Genomic DNA, 18622 nt, shown 5'->3' on the forward strand with positions numbered 1-18622 from the left:
GAGGTCACAGCGCCCATTTGCCCGCCGCCGTCCGCTCAGTTACGAAACCCCGGTAGATGCCGTCCTGGGCGATCAGCTCCTCATGGGTGCCCCGCTGGGCGATGCGGCCCTGGTCCAGCACCAGGATCTGGTCGGCGTTGCGAACGGTCTTCAGCCGGTGGGCGATCATCAGTACCGTTTTCTCACGGGTCAGGGCCTCCATGGCCCGCTGGAGCTGATCTTCGTTCTCCGGGTCCACATTGGCGGTGGCCTCGTCGAAAATCACGATGGGGGCGTCCTTCAAGAGACAACGGGCGATGGAGATCCGCTGTTTTTCTCCGCCAGAGAGCGTGGCCCCGCCCTCGCCGATCACCGTCTCATACCCCTCCGGCAGAGCAGAGATGAAGTCATGGCAGCAGGCTTTCTTTGCCGCTTCCACCACTTGGGCATGGGTGGCGTCCGGGCAGCCGAACTTGATGTTGTTCTCGATAGTATCGTGGAAGAGGTACACTCGCTGGAACACCATGCTCACCTGGTCCATCAGGGACTCCAACGTGTACTCCCGCACATCCCGGCCGCCGATGGTGACCCGGCCGCCGTCCACATCCCAGAACCGGGCAATCAGGTTGCAGAGAGTCGTCTTGCCGGAGCCGGATGGCCCCACGATGGCAGTGGTAGTTTTATCCGGGATGGTGAGGGACACATCCTTCAGGATTGGCCGGCTGCCGTAAGAGAAATCCACATGGTCGAATACAATGTCGTGGGCTTCCGGGTGAAGTTGCGCACCATCCTGATCCATCTCCGGGATTTCGTCCACCTGGTTGGCGTGGTCGATGGAACTGCCCACCAGCCGCAGGGCGGACACTCCGCTGCCCGCAGACTGAATCTGAGAGAAAATCATAAAGGAGATGATCACCGCCATCAGAGCGTTGGCCAGAGTCAGACCGCCATTCAGGTACAGCCACACGGCGGCAGCCAAAATCACCACACTGAACAGGTGGAGGGCCATCTCCTGGGCCCAGATGTAGGGGGTGAACAGCTTTTCCACCGCCAGATTGTTCTCCCGGCTGTCCTCCAGGGCGTGACGGATCCGTTTGTCCCCCTTGCCGGTGAGGTTGAAGGACTTGATGACGCTCATGCCCTGGAGCTGCTCCAGCACCGCCTCCACCAGCCGGGCCTCATCCCGCTGGCGCTTGGGGGCGATCTTGGCGGACTTCCGCTCCATGCGGGAGAGGAGCAGCAGGTACGCCGCCATCCCGGCCAGGGCCAGCAGGCCGATGCGCCAGTCCCAGAACAGCACGCACAGCAGCATGACGGCGGAGTTGATGAGCCCGCCCAGGATCGTGACCAGCACCATGGCCCCGGCGCTCTCCACCTCGTCCAGGACGGTGGTGGCGATGCCGGTGAGTTCCCCTAAACTCTGGTCATTGAAGTAGCCCATGGGGATGCGCTTGAGCTTGTCGCCCATGTGGAGGCGCTTGTTGGCCGCCATGAAATAACCGGCGTGGGTCTGCTGGAGCTGGCTGAACCGATTCATGATCGCCCGGCCCAGAATACTGACCAGCAGCAAAACCAGGGCCTCCCAGGCCGGGGCGGCAGAAGTGGAACCGTCCACCAGAGCCAGGACCACCACATAGATGGCTCCTATCTGGAACATGTGGAAGATGGCATAAAAGAACCCCAGTACCATAGACTTGCGGATATTGCCCTGCTCTTCACCGGCAAAGCGCCAGATCTTTCTCAAAACCTCGATCATGCCTGCTCTCCCTCCTTTACACCCATGTGAGCCTGCCACATCTCACGATAGAGGGGGCAGGTTTCCAAAAGTTTCTCATGCTTGCCGTTGGCCTCGATGCGTCCGCCGTTCACCACCACGATCTGGTCCGCACCGGTGATGGTGCTCAGACGGTGGGCGATGACCAGTACCGTCTTGCCCGCCACTAACTGGCCCACTGCACGCTGGACCAGGGCCTCGTTTTCCGGGTCGATGTATGCGGTGGCCTCGTCCAGCACCACGATGGGGGCGTCCTTCAGCATGGCCCGGGCGATAGCGATGCGCTGCCGCTCGCCGCCGGAGAGGTGGGCGCCGCCTCCGCCCACGATGGTATCATAGCCCTGTTCCAGGTTTCGGATGAAATCGTCGCACCCGGCGGCCTTTGCCACGGCCTCCACCTCTTGGTCGGCGGCATTGGGGCGGCCCATGCGGATGTTCTCCCGGACGCTCTCGTCAAAGAGGTAGTTGTCCTGGGACACGAAGGCCACCTGGTCGTAGAGCTGGGAGAGAGGGATTTTCTTCAAATCCTGTCCGCCCAGAGTGATGGCGCCGGCGGACACGTCCCAGAACCCGGCGATCAGCTTGGCGATGGTGGACTTGCCGGAGCCGGAGGGCCCTACAAAGGCGGTCATGGTGCCGGCTGGGATGTTGAGGGACACATCGTGGAGGACCTCCTTGTCCGCGTGGTAGCCAAAGGATACATGGGAGAGCCAAATGTCCCGCCCCTGAAACTGCACCGGGGCATTCCCGTGGTCCTGTTCCTGGCCGTTCAAGATCTCGTCCACTGAACCCACGATAGTTCCCACCTTGGCCAGGCTGTCCACAAAGTCCATGGCGGACAGCAGCGGCCCGGCGATGCCCAGGGACAGCACGATGGTGGTGATGAAGGTCTCCACCGGCAGACTCCCGCCGGCATACAGGAGCCAGCCCACCGGCAAAATGGTGATCATGGTGGTGGGGGAGATGGCCTTGGACAGGGAGATGGGCAGCTGGCAGCTTTTCATCCAGTGGTAGAAGTAGGAGGCGTTGGCCTTTACGCTGTCGGAAAACCGGGCGTAGGACTGCTTCCCTTGGTTGAATGCCTTGATGACCTCGATGCCGCCGATGTACTCCACGATGGCGCTGTTCATAGCCTGGGTGGTCTTGACGGAGCCCTCGTACTGCTTGCCGTAGTTGGCCATTACCGCCATCATGAAGACCATGCCCACCGGGATGGACACCAGGCTCAGCAGGGCCATCCTCCAGTCCAATACGAACAGGTAGATAAGGATGCACACCGGCCCCAGCACGTTGGCGGTCATCTCCGGCAGCAGATGCGCCAAGGGGCGCTCCATGCTCTCCACCTGGTCTACGATGACCTGCTTCATCTGGCCGCTGGAGGTGTCCAGAATGGTGCCCAGGGGCATCCTAGGGAGTTTTTCCAAGAGCCTCTCCCGGATGGATTTCAGAATAGAGAAGGTGGCCTTGTGGGAGATAGAAAGGGCGAGGGAGTATAGAGATGCCCGCAGCAGAAACCCCACCAGAGCCACGGCGCACCAAACCAAGTAGAACGAAAATTCTTGATTGCCGGATAGTAGACCGAGAATGATCTGGGCGGCGGCAAAATAAGGGGCCATGCCGCACAGCACCCCAACCACAGCGGAGAGGATGGCCCGAATCAGGCTGCCATGCTGTGCCTCGCCCATTTCCCACAGCCGGAGCATGGGACTTTGTTGGTTCATCTTGAATTCCTCCTTATTTGGTTAGTATTTGCTAACTCATTATGAAATCAAAAGGCTGTACCCAGCAGGGGACAGCCTGCTTGATTCAAGGCTGGGGATCGAACACCGTGCTGAAGCCCGCCATATGGTAGTCGTTGAGCATCTTCACATAGCGGCGAGCTGCGGCGCCGTCCATGTTGTGGCGCACCACCTCGAACATGCCGTTGAAATAGGCGGTGACGATGATGTGGATGAACTCCTCCGTCACTTGGCCGGACTTCACGCTCTCGCAGCCGATGATCTCCATGTACCGGTAGGTGTACTCCACCTCAATGTCCACCAGTTCGTCCAGGAAACAGGCAAACCGGGTGCCGTGGGCCCCGTCCAGCAGGAGGCGGAACACGTCGAAGTGGTCGTAGATGTAGTCCAGCAGGTCCAGCTGATGGCGGGCGGTGTACTGCCCCATCTCCGCTTTCTGCGTCTCGCCATCCAGCTGGTGGAAGCTCTCCTGGATCTCCCGGAACATGGCCCGGAACTCGTCCACCACCGGTTCTACAATCGCCCGAAACAGACCCTCCTTGTCCCCAAAGCGGGTGTAGATGGACCCGGTGCTGGTGCCCGCCTCCTGGGCGATAGCCCGCAGGGAGGCGTCCAGAAAGCCTTTGGACAAAAACTCGTCCTTGGCGCACTCCAGCACCCGGTCATAGACGCCGGGCTTCTGCTTTGCCATACTTTCACCTTCTTTGCAGCACATTCAAAACATTGTTTTATAACGATGTTATGAATATAGCATACTGTATTCTCATTGTCAAGTCCTGTGCAGAAAAAGGGACGCAGTGCCGGAAAGGCCCTGCGTCCCAAACCTATGATGGATTTTCTGCTATGCACCGGCTTTGCGGTTCCACCCGCGGCTCTGCTGCCGCACGGTGATGAAGTTTTGATAGATCCCATGCTCCTCCATCAACGACTGGTGGGTGCCCCGCTGAGCGATCTCCCCATTGGATACAACGAGGATCTGATCCGCACCCCGGATGGTGTTCAGGCGGTGGGCGATGACCAGCAGAGTCTTGCCCTGCACCAGCTCCGAGATGGCCTGCTGGATGTAGCTCTCATTGTCAGCGTCCACGCTGGCGGTGGCCTCGTCCAGGATAACGATGGGGGCGTCCTTCAGGATGCAGCGGGCGATGGAGATCCGCTGCCGCTCCCCGCCGGAGAGGCTTGCCCCTCCCTCACCGATCACCGTATCGAACCCATCGGGCAGGGCCATAACAAAGTCGTAACAGCGAGCCTTGCGGGCCGCCTCCAGCACCTCCTCCCGGGTGGCGTCCGGGCGGCCCATGGCGATGTTGTTGTAGATGGTGTCCTGGAAGAGATAAACCCGCTGGAACACCATACTGATGTGGTCCATCAGGTCGGCCAGTTTCACCTCCCGCACGTCCTTCCCCCGGACCAGCACCCGTCCGTCCTTCACGTCCCAGAAACGGGTGAGCAGATTGGCGATGGTGGATTTGCCCCCGCCGGAGGGCCCCACCAGGGCCAGCATCTGGCGCCGGGGCAGGGAGAAGGAGATGTCGTGCAATACATCTTTCTCCCCGTAGGCAAAGCGCACGTGCTGGAACTCCACCTCCGGCGCCTCATTGGTCTCCGGGATGGAGTCCCGGCCGTCGTCCGGCAGCTCCGGCTCGTGAAAGACCTCCTCGATCCGGTCCATGCAGCTGTTCATGACGGTCAGCCGGGTGGCCTGGGTATACAGGGCCTTGATGGGGCCGAACAGGTCAAAGACAAAAAGCATGATGCCCACCAAATAGGGGACGCTCATGAGCCCGGCGCTCTCCAGCGCCAGGGCAATGGCCGTGATAGCCGCAGCCCCCAGGCCGTAGGCCAGGTTCAGCCGCAGCTGCCAGGGGGAGTGGTCCTCCTCAAACTGAAGACTGGTGTCGCAGCTCCTTTGGAAGTTATCGGTCAGTTCCCGGGACTTCTCTCCCAGCAGATTGTAGGTCTTGATGATCCCGATGCCTTCCACGAAGTCCAGCACCGCCTCGGTGAGATTCTCGTTCTGCTCCTGCCGCGCCACGGAGTCCTGGAGGGCCTCGCGCTTCATGCCCCGGGCAATGAGCAGCACGATGCCGATGATCGCAAGGGCTGCCAGGCCGATCCAGAGGTCAAAGCAGAGCAGGAATACCACCAGGATGGCTTGAGCGAAAATATAGCTCATCATGTCCGCCAGTACGGTCATGCAGTTTTCCTCAATGAACACCATGTCGGAGGAAAGGACGGAGCTGATTTTGCCAATGTTGCCCTCGGTGAAGTAGCCCATGGGCATCCGCCGCAAGTGGGCGCCCAGATCCATCCGCATGTCCGAAAATACCAGGAAACCCGCCGCGGACTGGAGCCGGTCGGCGATGTGGTGAAAGAGGACCTGAAGCAAGACGCAGACCACCAGGGCGATACCGTACCAGAGGCAGTCGCCGGCGGTGATGGTCCCCTCGTAAAAGCTGGAGAGCACCAGGAACGCCAGCATGATCGGCGCCTTGGCCAGCAGGGATTTCAGGAACGAAAAGACAAAGGCGATTTGGATCCGCCGCTTATATCGGCTGGAGACCGCCAGAATCCGTTTCATCAGTTGGATCATTGTGCCGCGCCTCCTCTCTGATTCACGCCCCATTGGGCGCTGTCCTCCGCAGCCTGCCAGAGCTTTTGATACGCCGGGCAGCGGCCAAGTAGCTCCTCGTGGGTGCCCACATCGGCCACAGTACCCTGCTCCAGTACGCAGATTTGATCCGCATTCACGATGGAGTGGAGCCGGTGGGCGATGACGAGGACTGTCTTGCCCCGGATCACTTCGGCAATGGCCTCGTTCATCTTCTCCTCATTCTCCGGGTCCATGAAGGCGGTGGCCTCGTCCAGGACCACGATGGGGGCGTTTTTCAGGATTGCCCGGGCTAGGGAAATGCGCTGCCGCTCCCCGCCGGAGAGCATCTTGCCCCCGTCCCCGGCCATGGTGTGGATGCCGTGCTCCAGCCGGGCGAGGAACTCCCCGCACTGGGCCTTCTCCGCCGCGGCCAGCACTTCCTGGTCCGTGGCCTCCGGGCGGCCCAGGCGGATGTTCTCCAGCAGGCTCATGTTGAACAGGAACTGCTCCTGGGCCACATAGGAGATCTGGGCGTTGAGGGCCTCCACGCTCATCTCCCGGATGTCCTGGCCGCCCACGCGGATGCTCCCGCCGATCACATCATAGTAGTGGACCAGGAGCTTTGCCAGGGTGGACTTGCCGCTGCCCGACTCCCCCACCAGGGCGGTGAGGCTCCCCTCTGGTGCGGTGAGGGAGACGCCGTGGAGCACCTCGTCCTCCTGGTAGGCAAAGCGGACGTCCTCAAAGGAAATGGAGTGATCCTCACCGAAGAAAGGCGCGTCTGTCTGCTCCAGAGCAGGCGCGCCCATCAGCTGCTCCAGGGCGGTGATCTTGTAGTTGATCTGGGGCAGGGTGGACATAAACCCCAGTGCCCGCAGCAGGGGCGCACCCACGCCGAAGGACATGCACAGCACCAGGGCGAAGTCCGGCAGGGTGGAGTATCCTACCAAAACCAGATACGCCCCGATGGGCAGGGTGAACAGGGCCACACAGGGCAGGATGCTGTTGTAGAGGGCCATCCAGGGCCAGCAGACCTTGTACCAAGCCAGGGTGAAGTCCCGGTAGCCCCGCACATCCTGCTCAAAGCGCTGGTAGGACTCCCCATCCCGGTTGAAGACCTTCACCACCTCCATGCCGTTGATGTACTCCACGATGGTGTTGTTCATCTTCTGGGCGGAGGCGTAGTAAGCACCCATCTTGCTGGTGCCGGCGCGGTACATGGCCATCATAGCCACCAGACCCAACGGCAGAGCACACAGAGAGAGCAGTGCCAGCTTCCAGTCCACGAAGAACATGGCGAGAAAGACGAAGGCAGGCACCGCCAGATTGGCCAGCCCCTCCGGCAGGGCATGGGCCAGCAGCAGCTCGATGGAGTCGATGTCGTCAATAAACATCTTCTTCAAGGCGCCCACGCCCTTCTCCTGGATCACGCCCAGGGGCTGCCGCTCCAGCTTTCCCTGGAGGGAAGCCCGCAGGTTTTTCAGGGTGTTGTAGGCCGCCCGGTGGGAGAGGGACAGGCCCTTTACATATAGGACAGCGTATAGGACCCCGCAGACGGCGATGGCCGCCACCCGCCACGCCGCGTATCCCAGCTCCAGCGATTCCCCCAGTAGCAGGGGCCGGATCAGTTGGTAGATGAACAGGAAGGGGAGCACATTCATGACGATGCCGATGAGCATCACCGCCATAGAGAGATAGGTGGTCTTCCGATACTCGCCCGCATACTCCAAAACTTTTTGAAACACAGTCGAACCTCCTTTTTTTGAGATTAGTTATCGCTAACTCTTGGCCGGTGAAAAACCTCTCCGCTGGAGAGGCTTTCCCTATTTCTGAAAATGCAGCGCGCCATGCCAGTTGAACAGACCGCAGACGATCCGGCAATGGGCCTCGATCTGTTCCCAGGTGAAGTGATGGATGAAGGGCTCATAAATCGTGGTCCAGAAAGCAGACAGCAGGATGTGCAGCTCCGCCGGTTCTACATCGTTCCGACACAGGCCACGCCGCTGGGCCTCCGCCAGATAGGCGCTGGTGGCCTTCGTCAGAAGTTCCACCCAGTCGTGGGGGAAGTTGGCGTACCGGGTTCCCTGGGAGCAGGAGAGCAGCAGATAGAAGTCGTCCCGCCGGTCGTAGAGGAAACGGAACCACCACATCATGTCCGCCCCATCCATGTCCCACGCCTTGATCAGTTCCTGGTTGGACATGGCCGTGGGGTCCTTATCCCCCCGGACATGGGCCACTTCGTACAGGTCCGACACCGTCTGTTCCACCACCGCACAGAACAGCTCCTCCTTTCCCTTGTAGCGCTTATACAGCGCTCCTGTGGTGACTCCGGCCCCCTCGCAGATGGTCTTAAGGGACGCTTTTTCAAAGCCGCTTGCCAGGAACTCTGTTCGGGCGCTCTCCAGGATCCGGGGATCAATGGAGCGGTCCGCCACTGCCATGCAATCGCCTCCTTGGAAGATAATTAGATTACCGATAATCTGATTATCAATTTAGCACAGCGGAACCTCGATGTCAAGAGGCAGTTGTGACACCACGGTCATGTGATTTTTGACTGCTGACGCAGGCGATTGAGGAGAAATGACAGCTCGTGGGTTTCCACATTTGTTTTTCTGTGATATGATGTCCGCGAGGTGATGTCGATGGAACTGAACTGGGAAGGCGTTGTCGTGGGCGCCGCGTCGCTGCTGGTGATCGGGGCGTTCCACCCCCTGGTGATCTGGTGCGAGTACCGCTTCACCCAGCGGGTCTGGCCGGTGTTCCTGATCGCCGGCCTGCTCTGCCTGCTGACGGCCCTTTTGATCCAGGGGATCTTGTCCATCCTTTTGGGGCTGCTGGGCGCCGGCTGCCTGTGGAGCATCCGGGAGCTGAAGGAGCAGGCCAAGCGGGTGGAGCGCGGGTGGTTTCCCAAAAATCCCAAAAGAAAATAACCGGCTGCCGCAGGAAGGATTTTCTGTCCTGCGGCAGTCTGTTTCTTGACAGCCGGGGTACAGTTTTATATAATTGCCCTACGGTTAGCAATATCTAACCACGGGTGAATACAATACTTAACTTAATTAAAAAGTTCCGAAGGAGTCATTGCTGTGATGGATCACTTGATCAGATGGATACCTAAGAAAATGTTGTCAAAGTTGATCTTCTGCACTTGGACTCCGCTGATCCGGAGGGAGGCTGTCGTCATCACGATGGGTACCATTGCTGCGGACAGCACCACCATAGACAGGAAAATAAGCATGACGCGGAAGAATAAGAAAAAACGAAGTCATCAACAATCTGCCTATTGGAAAGCGGATCATGAAATCCACGGGGAGGACTGGAATCACCCGCATGGGAACACGCACAGCGGTCTGCTGCTCCGGGGAACAGGATCTCCATGTCCTCCGCAGATGAATCCGGAAGGGGAGATGACCATGAAGCCAGATTATCGGAATTGGATGCCCAGGGGCATGATCGTGGGGCTGGGAACCGCCACCGGCGTACTGGTGGCGGGAAGCGCGGCTGCAGTCAGATCACGGCTGCCCATGGGCCGGACGGCAAAGCATCTTGCCGGAGCAGTCCTGGGCCTGGGCGCTGTGGGATGTCTGGCGGGGGCGGCGTGGAGCCTGTACGCCCGGGCGATGTTTTCCTACGAGGGCGGGCGGCAGTTGTCCCGGCAGATCATCGAGGGCGTCGCCTCATACATTGAACTTCCGGAGGGCGGCGTGGGCCTGGATGTGGGGTGCGGCAGCGGGGCGCTGACCATCGCCTGTGCCAAACGGAACCCCCAGGGCCGCATGGTGGGCATCGACCGCTGGGGCGTGGAATACGCCTCCTACAGCCGGAAACTCTGTGAGCGGAACGCTCAAGCCGAGGGGGTGGACAATGCTGCCTTTCAGAAGGGCGACGCCCGCCATCTGGATTTCCCGGATGAGACCTTCGACGCAGTGACCAGCAACTACGTCTACCACAACGTCATGGGCGCGGACAAGCGGGTGTTGCTTCTGGAGACCCTGCGGGTGCTGAAAAAGGGCGGCGTGTTCGCCCTCAACGACGACATGAAGCCCCGGATGTACGGGGACATGGAGGAATTTGCCCGGGAACTGCGGGACATGGGCTATGAGGACGTGCGCCTCATTGACACCGCCGCGGAGGCCTTCGGCTCCCGCCGCTGGGCTGCCATGATGATGCTGGACAATTCCCGGATGCTGGTGGGGCGGAAGTAAGACGGAGGTTTGTCATGACCTATACCTATGGTGAGATTGGAGCAGCACGCCCAACTGGTCACAGAGTTTATCGGAGCGCATGTGTAAGGAGGGATATTCCATGAGCGTTCGGTATCAGCTGATTTCAGCATTTGTAAAGCGTATGGGGATGAAACAGCTCTTTTCCCTGCCAGCCGGTGAACTCCTGGAAAAGGCTCGGAAAATGAACCGCGGCCGCCGATTTCGACTTCCGAAGGATCATAAAGCCTTTTACGGAGATCGGCTGATTTTGGATCACTATCATTGCCTGACCATTCAGAGGAAACGGGAGTGTGCCCCCAAAGCCATCCTGTACCTGTTCGGAGGCGGCATGGTCATTGGCCCAGACCAGGGAGATGTCAAGACGGCCCGGGACCTTGCCGCCCGCAGCGGCTCTGACTGCTGGCTGCCCTTCTATCCGCTTTGTACCGACCACTACATCACAGAGACTTATGAAATGGTGTTTCAATGCTATAAAGAAATGGCGGGGATCTATGGCGCAAAACAGGTTTCCGTGGTAGGATTCTCCTCCGGCGGTGCGTTGGCGGTGGGGATTCCGCTCCACAATAACGCGCTTGGGCGGCCTGTGGAGATGCCCCGGCAGGTCATTGCCTGCTCCCCGGGCAGCCTTCCCGCCTCACGAGGGGAGTGGGAGCGGATGCGGCAGCTCAATGGCCGGGACATTTTGGTAGACATTGCTTTGATGAAATCAGAGCGGGAAATTATGACAAAAGGACAGGAGGTGCCGGCGTATATGCTGTCTGGAACGAAAGGGGATTTTACCGGCCTCCCGCCGCTCCACTTTTACTACGGTGGGGACGAGTTGCTCTCCGCCCTGGCAGAGTCCTATGTCGGCGTCTGCAAGGCGGCGGATGTGCCCTACACCATGACCGTCGCGCCAGGAATGTGCCACTGCTACGCCATGGTTCCCTGGTTCCCGGAAGGGAGGGCGGCCTATCTGGAAATCGTGGAGCGGCTTCGATAGAATGGAACCCTTCATCTTTCGTGTCCGGGATTGCTATTACATCCGGGCAAGCTATCCCTCTCCGGCGGAGCATCGCCACTTCGCCGCCCACCTGGTATTTGCCATGGAGCGGCCCTTTACCGCCCTGGTGGATGGCAAATCCGTGGAAACGGTGGGCATCGCCATCGGATCCGACGTTCCTCACACGATACTGAGCGTGGATCCGGCCTTGGTGGTGTTCATCGACGAGCTGACCCCTATGAGCCGCTGTGTGAAACACACACTGTTGCAGGGTGCTCCTTGGCGGGCGCTGGATGCGTCTGTTTCTTCCAGGGTGGGGAAGCGGTGGGGAGAGGTACGCACGGAGACAGATGCGGCCACCGCCGCTGCTGAGACTGAACGGCTGCTCGGATTGCAGGCAGAGCACGCTCCGGCGGAGGACCCGCGGGTGCTGGAGGCCGCAGCCTACATGAAATCGGCCCCCGCTCTGGAGCAACTTACCATTCGGAATGTGGCCCGGGCCGTTCACCTGTCTCCCAGCCGCCTGACTCACCTGTTCCGGCGGGATACCGGAATATCCCCCAGCCTCTATCTGGCAAACCTAAAGCTGGAGCGGGCCTTCTACCTGCTGGATACGGGACGATCTCTCACCCAGGTCTGCATGGACGCGGGCTTTGCCACCCCGTCCCATATGGCGGATACCAGCCGGAAGCTGTACGGCATGTCCATGACCGAGGTGGAGCAGATCTTCCTGACCGGCCTGGGTCAGAACAGCAGATGAACAGAAGTAAATCAGATAAGTTCCTGCTACAATGTCCCTATCTTACAACAAGAAAGGGGCATTGTGATGTCTGTACTGACTTTTCCCACAGGGACCTATCACTTCAACGACCATCCGCTCTTTGACTTCCAGCTCAACCGGGTGGTCATGTGGAACCACGGAGACCCGGCGGAGATCCAGGCCCGGGGCGGGGAGATTACGGACTTTCCCTCTTGGGAGCGGGTCTTAAAGGAGCTTTCCGCCCAGGCGGAAGCCCGGGAGGACTGGGCGGCCGCCGCCGGATATCTTCGGATGGCGGAGTTCTTCATTGCGCCGGACACCCCGGAGTGTCATGCTGCTTATGACCGGGCCAGGGAGATCTTCTATACACACTTTACCTACCTGTTTGCGGAGCAAGGCGGCCCCATCCACCGGGAGGAGGTGCCCTATGCGGACGGCGTTTTGCCCTGCTGGCGGATCGTGCCCGCAGATACCTCCAAGGGCGCAATCCTGTTCCATGGCGGCAACGACTCCCTGCTGGAGGAGTTCACCGACGCCCTGCTGTACCTGGCCCAGGGCGGCTATACGGTGCTGGCTTTTGAGGGCCCCGGCCAGGGGGCGGCCCTGCGGAAATCCGGCCTGACCTTCACGACGGAGTGGGAGAAGCCGGTGGGCGCAGTGCTGGACCACTACGGAGCGGAAGATGTGACCATCATCGGCGTCTCCCTCGGCGGGGAGCTTTGCATGCGGGCGGCAGCCATGGAGCCGCGCATCCGGCGGGTGGTGTCCTGGAGCGTGCTGCCCAGCATCTATGGCGCGCTGATGGCAGATAAGCCGGCGGAGATCCGGGCGAAGCTGGAGCACTGGCTGGACGAGAACAACCGGGACGCCATCTTGGACCTCTACGCCGGCCTGGCGGAGCGGGAGCCGCTGTTCCGCTGGTCCATCCAGCACTCCAACTACGCCTACGGCACCTCCGATGTGTACGAGTATCTGCAAAAAGCCCGGGCCTTCACCATTGAGCCGGTAGCGGAGCGGATCACCCAGGATGTGCTGCTTCTCAGCGCTCGGGAGGATCTGCTGGTGGACTTCGCCCTCTACAAGCAGGAAATCGACCTGCTGAAAAACACCCGCTCTCTGGAGTTCGCGGCGCCCGGCCGGGCGCTGAACGGCCAGGCCCACTGCAACATGGGCAACACTAAATATATGCTGGACTTGATTCTGAACTGGAACGACCGGATGCTGGAACGATAACAGCGGCAGGCCCCTATAAAATCGAAACCGACTTGCAAGAGGAAGGGCACAGCTCATTCGAGCCGTGCCCTTCTGTGATGCTCCAGTGGCGGACAGCCGAACTGCTTGATAAGGACTGCCGCCAATTTGCTCAGGTTTTTATAGCCTACCTTCTCCGCGGTTTCCGCCATCCGTAAGTCCGTGTTCCACTCGGCGCACAGGATATTCCGGGTTTCCTAGGCAGTGGCCACCTGGGAGCGGTTGAAGTGAAGTTAAGAGCAGGAGCTTCCCAACCATAAACGGGAAGCTCCTTCTGTTTCTGTCAGGCGTAGGCAAACTCGATTGCGGAAGGCAGTTTGGTGCAATAGAGCCGGTAGAAATCCACATGAGAAAGATGTTCCAGCCATGCAGCGGATGGACAGAGGGCGTAATCGGCCTCCTGTCCGCTGCGCCGCCCGGTGCAGGCGGGGTAGACGATCAGATCCCCGTTTGCCGCATAGAAATCGCAAAGCTCACGGGAGAGAATGCGCTCTGCCACCCGGCGGGCCGCCCACTCCGGCGCAGAAGCGCGGGCACAGAGATAAGAGGGGATCAGGACCGGCCCCTCCTGGGGGACGCGGAGAAAGGTCTCCCGGCCGTCCGCTCGGAGGGCATAGAGGGAGGGAACCAGGGCGGTGCTGGTCTGCCCCTGACGCACCGCCTGAAAGGCCCCGATTGGCATATCGGCCACCAGACTCTCCCCCAGGAGCTTGGCGGCGGCCACCTGGCCCCACCGCTCCCACACGGACTTTACCACCGTTTTTGCCGCGGAATTGTTGATGCCCCCGAAAGCTAGCCCGCGCCAATCCGGCAGAGAGGTCTTGGCACAGGCCTCCGGCTCCCGGGTATAGTACACCAGCGGGATGGAGACAAAGGGCAGAAGACAGGGGCCCCGCTGTACCGCATTCAGCATGGGGCTCTGCCGCAGCGGGACCCAGTCAGCCGCCGGATAGAGATTCGACTTGAATTTGGAGAAGATCCGCAGATCCTCAAACACCTCCAGATCGGCGGAAACGATGAGGTCCGGAAGTATGGCGTCCGGCCGGGCCAGGTACTCGGACATACGCTCCGGATATCCCAGACCGAAATAGCGCACCTCCAGCCGGATGCCGTCCCCCCGCAGCCGTTGGGCCAGGTCCTCCAGGAAAGCCTTCTCCTGGCGGTGCAGGACGCAGATGTGGTTCCAATAGAGCAAAATAGACGTCATGCCAGGTAGGCTCCTTTCCGCAGCTGGGTTTGATAGCGTCGCTGTTCCCGATAAGCCCTGCCCAGCGCTTCATAGAGGGCAGCCTCTCCGGCGGTGCGCTCCACCACGGCGGTCACCGCGCCGCCGGCCAGAACGATGCGCCGCCGGGCCATCAGGGCTGTGTGGGGATCGTGGGTGACAACCAGCACCAGCTTGTCGCTCTTCTGAAGCAGGCCCAGCGCCCGCTCCTTGTCGATGCCCGCGTTTTCAATCTCGTCAATGAGGACGATAGGGCTGTCACAGATCAGGGCGATATCCGCAATCATCAGCGCACGGGACTGGCCGCCGCTGAGCTGGTTCAGCCCCTGCCGGAGAGCCACCGGTTCTGGGGTGATTTCATTGGCAAGGGCCAGAACTTCTGCCGGGGCTGCCCTCCGGTCACGGCAGCGGGCGTGGAGTTGAAGAAACTCCTCCACACTGACATCCAGCACAAAGCGCATATTCTGGCCCAAATGGGCCACCAGATGGGCGGATGTGCTCTGCCGCTCTGCCAGTGGGACCGGCACTCCGTCCAACAGGACCCGGCGGCCTGTGATAGAGTCCCCGCAGGCCAGCTGCTCAATGTCCTTTATGAACCGGGACTTTCCGGAGCCGGTGTTGCCAACAATGGTGTATAGCCCCCCGCGTTCCAGGGATATGGTGTCAAAGGGTTCCGTCCGGCCGTCTTTCCCGCAGCCGGCCAGGATGGTCACACTCCGCATACCGGCGCCTCCTCAAAGGAAATTTTGCCCACTACGCCCTGCTGGAACGCGCTGCCCACCCGCCGCTCGCCCACGCAGTAGGAGCATACGCCGCTGGGCATGGTGTGCCGGAGGGCGTCCCCCTCAAAACCGGTGCACGCCGGCCGGGCCAGCAGCCACTGTGCCAGCAGATCCGTGCCGTAACCGGCCAGCCCGTCCACTGGGAACAGAGCTGCGGATGGGTTGAGGGCGCGGATCTGCCAGGAGATGATCTCCAGCTCCGCCTGGGACACCATGTCGATTTTAGTCAGAACCACGAAATCCGCCTGAGTGAGCATGGGGCCAAGCTGCCCCGGCGCCCTGCAGCTGGCGGTGCAGTCCAGCACACAGCCAGCTGCCATGTGCTCTGTGGCCGGGGAGCAGCGGTGGCACAGTCCGGCCGTTTCAATGACCAGGGCGTCCCGCTCCAGACGGTCCGCCCACCCCCACAGCTCCGGCAGGTTGGAGACCAGGAAGTGGTCCGGGCAGATATCTCCGCTCAAACCGGTGACACAGGGAAGCCCCAGGTTTTGAAAGACAGCAGCGTCCCCGGTTTTCAGACAGTCGATCTTGCACACGCAGGGCGCCATACCGCCGCGGGCCAGCAGAGGAAGCAGACTTTTCAGAACAGACGTCTTTCCCACGGCGGAAGCGCCGGAGAAAAGGAGCACTTGACGCGGCATCGTGAACCTCCAATCTTGGAATTCGATTGATTAGCCATAGCTTACCACAGGAGATGCAGGATTGTCAGTATCAAATGAGACTGGCCGGCAAGCTTTTTTTCTTGACTTACGGCGGGGTTTCAGAGTAGAATATAGCAGTAGGTTAGCGATGGCTAACCAAGGAGGGGCGTGATCTGGAGCGAATGATCATACAGGAAAAACTGGCATCGCCACCCTTTTTGGCGGGCGCATCCCTACCGCTGGAGCAGGTGACCTCAAAGAGGTTCCGTGCGGGCCAGATCATCAGCGACAAGCCGAGCGGCGTTTCATCCGTGGGGATGATCGTGTCCGGACGGGTGGAGGTCTATTCCGTGGCACTGGATGGAAAGGATGTGCAGCTCAATGCCCTGACTGCGGGGGAGTGTTTTGGCGTCTGTAATCTGATGGCCAGCGCCGAGCTGGAAACGGTCTTGCGATGCGGGGAAGAGACAGAAGTCCTATATATTCCTAAGGCGGTCCTACTCTCCTGTATGGAGCAGGATGCAGGACTTGCCATGCGCTATGCGGCCCTGTGCAACCGGAAGCTCCAGTTTCTGCTCCGGCGCATCGAGCTGCTTACGATGCAGTCCTGCCGAGGCCGGCTCATTGCCCATCTCCTGGAGCAGCAGGATGAGAAGGGCGTGGTAAGGCTCGCCGGGTCCCGGGAGGATCTGGCCCGCCGTCTGGGGGTCAGCCGGGCCGCCCTTTTCCGGGAGCTGTCCGCGCTCCAGTCCATGGGAGCGGCCGCAGTGGACGGAAATTCCATTCGGATCCAGGACCGCCCGTTGCTGGAAGAACTGCTCTAGCACCCCTCCGACACAAAATGATGAACATTTAGAAAGGAACAACGGTATGAAAAAATTGCTCTCTCTGCTCTGTGTCCTGTCCCTGTCTGCCGCGCTGCTGGCAGGCTGCTCCACCGCCGGGGATGCCGGCACCTCGGAAACGCCCGGTTCGAGCAGCACGCCATCCGACGTGACAGAGATGGCCGATCCGATCGACGTCAACGTGATGGCCCTGAAGGGCCCCACCGCAATGGGCATGGTGGAGTTCATGAATGAAGCGGACAGTGGAACGATCACAGACAACAACTATCACTTTAATATCACCGCCGCCACCGATGAGGTGTCTGCCGCCCTGGCGCAGGGGACCACGGATATCGCCGCCGTCCCCGCCAACCTGGCTTCTGTCCTTTACAACAACACCGAGGGCGGCGTGCAGGTGCTGGCCATCAATACGCTGGGCGTGCTTTACATTGTGGAGAGCGGAGACACGGTACACTCCGTGGAGGACCTCCGGGGCAAGACCATTTACGCCAGCGGCAAGGGAAACACACCGGAGGCCGCCCTGAATTATGTGCTGACCCAGAACGGTATCGACCCCTCCGCGGATGTGACCATTGAGTGGAAAAGCGAGCAGGCCGAGTGCCTTTCCGCCCTGATGGCGGAGGAGAACGCCATCGCCATGCTGCCCCAGCCCTTCGTCACCACCGCCCAGGCCCAGAGCGAGAGCCTGCGGGTGGCGCTGGATCTGACGGAGGAGTGGGACGCCCTTCAGGCTGACAGCGAGACGCCCTCCACCCTGGTCACTGGCGTGGTGGTGGCCCGGACCACCTTTGTAGAGGAGCATCCGGAGGTGGTATCTGCCTTCCTGGACCACTATCAGGAGTCGGTGGACTATGTCAACTCCAATGTGGAGGAGGCCGCCCAGCTGGTGGGCCAGTATGAGATCGTCACCGCCGAAGTGGCACAGAAGGCCCTGCCGGAGTGCAACATTGTTTTCATTGAGGGAGCCGAGATGAAGGAGAAGCTGTCCGGCTATCTGTCGGTTTTGTTCGAGCAGAATCCTCAGTCCGTGGGCGGCGCCCTGCCTGACGACGCCTTTTACTTCAGCCGCTGACTTTCATGAAAGGCCGCCGAACCATACGGGCCTGGGCTGTAATCTTTTGGTTGCTCCTGTGGCAGGCAGGCGCCATGGCCATCGATCAGCGCATCATCCTGGTCTCTCCCCTCCGTGTGCTGGCGCGGCTGACGGAACTGATCCCCACGCTGGATTTTTGGGGCGCCATCTGGTATTCCCTGGTGCGCATCACAGCGGGTTTCCTGCTTGGAACAGCGGCCGGAGTTGTGCTGGCGGCTCTGTCCGCCCGGTTCCGCCGGGTGGAGGAGCTGCTGGCGCCAGCCCTCCTGGCCATCAAGTCCATTCCGGTGGCCTCCTTTATCATTCTGGCGCTGATCCTGTTTTCCTCCAAGAATCTGGCGGTGCTGATCTCCTTCCTGATCGTCCTGCCGGTCCTCTATACCAATCTGTTGAGCGGCATCCGGGCCGCCGATCCGCAGCTGCTGGAGATGGCCCGGGTGTTCCGCGTCCCCGCACTCCGCGGCATCCGCTACGTGTATCTGCCCCAGGTGCTCCCATACTTCCGGTCGGCCTGCGGCTCCGCCCTGGGATTGTGCTGGAAGTCCGGCATCGCCGCCGAGGTCATTGGTATGCCAGACGGCTCCATCGGCGAACAGCTCCAGCAGGCCAAAATCTATCTGAACACGCCGGACCTGTTTGCCTGGACGCTGGTGATCGTGCTGGTGAGCCTGATATTTGAAAAGGTATTCCTGGCTCTGTTGAAGCGGGGAGAACGCGCCCTGGAGAGGATGTGAG

17 protein-coding genes are annotated in these 18622 nt (G+C 60.5%); 8 read left to right on the forward strand and 9 right to left on the reverse strand.

Translation table 11 applies throughout. The annotated features are described in order from the left end of the window. Positions 1-4: 4 nt before the first annotated feature. From B5E42_RS01200 to B5E42_RS01225, 6 genes are all read right to left on the reverse strand, one after another. Positions 5-1735: an ABC transporter ATP-binding protein gene (locus tag B5E42_RS01200; protein ID WP_087236096.1), complete on the reverse strand. Its 1731-nt coding sequence runs from the start codon at positions 1733-1735 to the stop codon at positions 5-7. Next, a complete protein-coding gene (locus B5E42_RS01205; RefSeq protein ID WP_087236098.1) occupies positions 1732-3474 on the reverse strand; it encodes an ABC transporter ATP-binding protein in 1743 nt (580 codons plus the stop codon). Before B5E42_RS01205 ends, B5E42_RS01200 begins: the two co-directional genes overlap by 4 nt. A gap of 85 nt (positions 3475-3559) precedes the next feature. Beyond that, on the reverse strand, positions 3560-4183 hold the full coding sequence (locus B5E42_RS01210; RefSeq protein WP_087236100.1) for a TetR/AcrR family transcriptional regulator: 624 nt from the start codon (positions 4181-4183) through the stop codon (positions 3560-3562). 150 nt (positions 4184-4333) lie between these two features. Continuing rightward, entirely contained in the window at positions 4334-6085 is a 1752-nt protein-coding gene (locus tag B5E42_RS01215) for an ABC transporter ATP-binding protein (RefSeq protein WP_087236102.1), read from the reverse strand. Continuing rightward, the gene (locus B5E42_RS01220; protein WP_087236104.1) at positions 6082-7830 is read right to left on the reverse strand and encodes an ABC transporter ATP-binding protein; all 1749 of its coding nucleotides are present in this window, start codon (positions 7828-7830) and stop codon (positions 6082-6084) included. Before B5E42_RS01220 ends, B5E42_RS01215 begins: the two co-directional genes overlap by 4 nt. A 78-nt stretch (positions 7831-7908) precedes the next feature. Beyond that, a complete protein-coding gene (locus B5E42_RS01225; RefSeq protein WP_087236106.1) occupies positions 7909-8526 on the reverse strand; it encodes a TetR/AcrR family transcriptional regulator in 618 nt (205 codons plus the stop codon). 201 nt (positions 8527-8727) lie between these two features. On the opposite strand from B5E42_RS01225, the gene B5E42_RS01230 reads away from it, so the two are divergent. From B5E42_RS01230 to B5E42_RS01250, 5 genes are all read left to right on the forward strand, one after another. After that, on the forward strand, positions 8728-9015 hold the full coding sequence (locus B5E42_RS01230) for a DUF4491 family protein (protein ID WP_343214159.1): 288 nt from the start codon (positions 8728-8730) through the stop codon (positions 9013-9015). 480 nt (positions 9016-9495) lie between these two features. Further along, on the forward strand, positions 9496-10287 hold the full coding sequence (locus B5E42_RS01235) for a class I SAM-dependent methyltransferase (RefSeq protein WP_242966974.1): 792 nt from the start codon (positions 9496-9498) through the stop codon (positions 10285-10287). A 100-nt stretch (positions 10288-10387) separates the two neighbouring features. Next, positions 10388-11290, forward strand: coding sequence for an alpha/beta hydrolase (locus tag B5E42_RS01240; RefSeq protein ID WP_204244360.1), 903 nt, complete (start codon positions 10388-10390; stop codon positions 11288-11290). Position 11291: 1 nt separating this feature from the next. Next, positions 11292-12050 carry a helix-turn-helix transcriptional regulator gene (locus B5E42_RS01245; RefSeq protein WP_087236112.1) on the forward strand — a complete coding sequence of 253 codons (759 nt, stop codon included), beginning with the start codon at positions 11292-11294 and terminating at the stop codon, positions 12048-12050. 66 nt (positions 12051-12116) lie between these two features. Further along, a complete protein-coding gene (locus B5E42_RS01250) occupies positions 12117-13283 on the forward strand; it encodes an alpha/beta fold hydrolase (protein WP_087236114.1) in 1167 nt (388 codons plus the stop codon). Positions 13284-13584: 301 nt separating this feature from the next. Here the strand turns inward: B5E42_RS01250 and B5E42_RS01255 are convergent, their stop codons facing one another. Genes B5E42_RS01255 through B5E42_RS01265 form a run of 3 tightly spaced genes read right to left on the reverse strand, consistent with a single transcriptional unit; the run spans position 13585 to position 15949 of the window. Beyond that, complete coding sequence (locus B5E42_RS01255) at positions 13585-14508, reverse strand: hypothetical protein (RefSeq protein ID WP_087236116.1); 924 nt, start codon at positions 14506-14508, stop codon at positions 13585-13587. After that, positions 14505-15248: an ATP-binding cassette domain-containing protein gene (locus B5E42_RS01260; RefSeq protein WP_087236118.1), complete on the reverse strand. Its 744-nt coding sequence runs from the start codon at positions 15246-15248 to the stop codon at positions 14505-14507. Before B5E42_RS01260 ends, B5E42_RS01255 begins: the two co-directional genes overlap by 4 nt. After that, positions 15236-15949 (reverse strand): GTP-binding protein, encoded by a 714-nt coding sequence (locus tag B5E42_RS01265; protein ID WP_087236120.1) that lies wholly within the window; start codon positions 15947-15949, stop codon positions 15236-15238. The genes B5E42_RS01260 and B5E42_RS01265 overlap by 13 nt, the downstream gene beginning before the upstream one ends. 182 nt (positions 15950-16131) lie before the next feature. Here B5E42_RS01265 and B5E42_RS01270 point away from each other — a divergent pair, with 182 nt between their 5' ends. The 3 genes from B5E42_RS01270 to B5E42_RS01280 are packed head-to-tail and all read left to right on the forward strand — an operon-like array spanning position 16132 to position 18621. Continuing rightward, positions 16132-16773: a Crp/Fnr family transcriptional regulator gene (locus B5E42_RS01270; protein ID WP_087236123.1), complete on the forward strand. Its 642-nt coding sequence runs from the start codon at positions 16132-16134 to the stop codon at positions 16771-16773. A gap of 46 nt (positions 16774-16819) precedes the next feature. Continuing rightward, positions 16820-17866: an MqnA/MqnD/SBP family protein gene (locus B5E42_RS01275; protein ID WP_087236124.1), complete on the forward strand. Its 1047-nt coding sequence runs from the start codon at positions 16820-16822 to the stop codon at positions 17864-17866. Positions 17867-17871: 5 nt separating this feature from the next. Continuing rightward, entirely contained in the window at positions 17872-18621 is a 750-nt protein-coding gene (locus B5E42_RS01280; RefSeq protein WP_087236125.1) for an ABC transporter permease subunit, read from the forward strand. The last annotated feature ends 1 nt before the right edge of the window (position 18622 follow it).

Source organism: Flavonifractor sp. An10 (assembly GCF_002161215.1).
Classification (GTDB): domain Bacteria; phylum Bacillota; class Clostridia; order Oscillospirales; family Oscillospiraceae; genus Flavonifractor; species Flavonifractor avistercoris.

What these genes read in the sequence shown, in the direction of transcription:
- B5E42_RS01230 (WP_343214159.1), top strand. Translation starts at nt 8,728, where the DNA reads ATGGAACTGAACTGGGAAGGCGTTGTCGTGGGCGCCGCGTCGCTGCTG.
- B5E42_RS01210 (WP_087236100.1), bottom strand. Translation starts at nt 4,183, where the DNA reads ATGGCAAAGCAGAAGCCCGGCGTCTATGACCGGGTGCTGGAGTGCGCC.
- B5E42_RS01255 (WP_087236116.1), bottom strand. Translation starts at nt 14,508, where the DNA reads ATGACGTCTATTTTGCTCTATTGGAACCACATCTGCGTCCTGCACCGC.
- B5E42_RS01270 (WP_087236123.1), top strand. Translation starts at nt 16,132, where the DNA reads ATGATCATACAGGAAAAACTGGCATCGCCACCCTTTTTGGCGGGCGCA.
- B5E42_RS01260 (WP_087236118.1), bottom strand. Translation starts at nt 15,248, where the DNA reads ATGCGGAGTGTGACCATCCTGGCCGGCTGCGGGAAAGACGGCCGGACG.
- B5E42_RS01240 (WP_204244360.1), top strand. Translation starts at nt 10,388, where the DNA reads ATGAGCGTTCGGTATCAGCTGATTTCAGCATTTGTAAAGCGTATGGGG.
- B5E42_RS01205 (WP_087236098.1), bottom strand. Translation starts at nt 3,474, where the DNA reads ATGAACCAACAAAGTCCCATGCTCCGGCTGTGGGAAATGGGCGAGGCA.
- B5E42_RS01265 (WP_087236120.1), bottom strand. Translation starts at nt 15,949, where the DNA reads ATGCCGCGTCAAGTGCTCCTTTTCTCCGGCGCTTCCGCCGTGGGAAAG.
- B5E42_RS01225 (WP_087236106.1), bottom strand. Translation starts at nt 8,526, where the DNA reads ATGGCAGTGGCGGACCGCTCCATTGATCCCCGGATCCTGGAGAGCGCC.
- B5E42_RS01215 (WP_087236102.1), bottom strand. Translation starts at nt 6,085, where the DNA reads ATGATCCAACTGATGAAACGGATTCTGGCGGTCTCCAGCCGATATAAG.
- B5E42_RS01280 (WP_087236125.1), top strand. Translation starts at nt 17,872, where the DNA reads ATGAAAGGCCGCCGAACCATACGGGCCTGGGCTGTAATCTTTTGGTTG.
- B5E42_RS01200 (WP_087236096.1), bottom strand. Translation starts at nt 1,735, where the DNA reads ATGATCGAGGTTTTGAGAAAGATCTGGCGCTTTGCCGGTGAAGAGCAG.
- B5E42_RS01275 (WP_087236124.1), top strand. Translation starts at nt 16,820, where the DNA reads ATGAAAAAATTGCTCTCTCTGCTCTGTGTCCTGTCCCTGTCTGCCGCG.
- B5E42_RS01245 (WP_087236112.1), top strand. Translation starts at nt 11,292, where the DNA reads ATGGAACCCTTCATCTTTCGTGTCCGGGATTGCTATTACATCCGGGCA.
- B5E42_RS01235 (WP_242966974.1), top strand. Translation starts at nt 9,496, where the DNA reads ATGAAGCCAGATTATCGGAATTGGATGCCCAGGGGCATGATCGTGGGG.
- B5E42_RS01250 (WP_087236114.1), top strand. Translation starts at nt 12,117, where the DNA reads ATGTCTGTACTGACTTTTCCCACAGGGACCTATCACTTCAACGACCAT.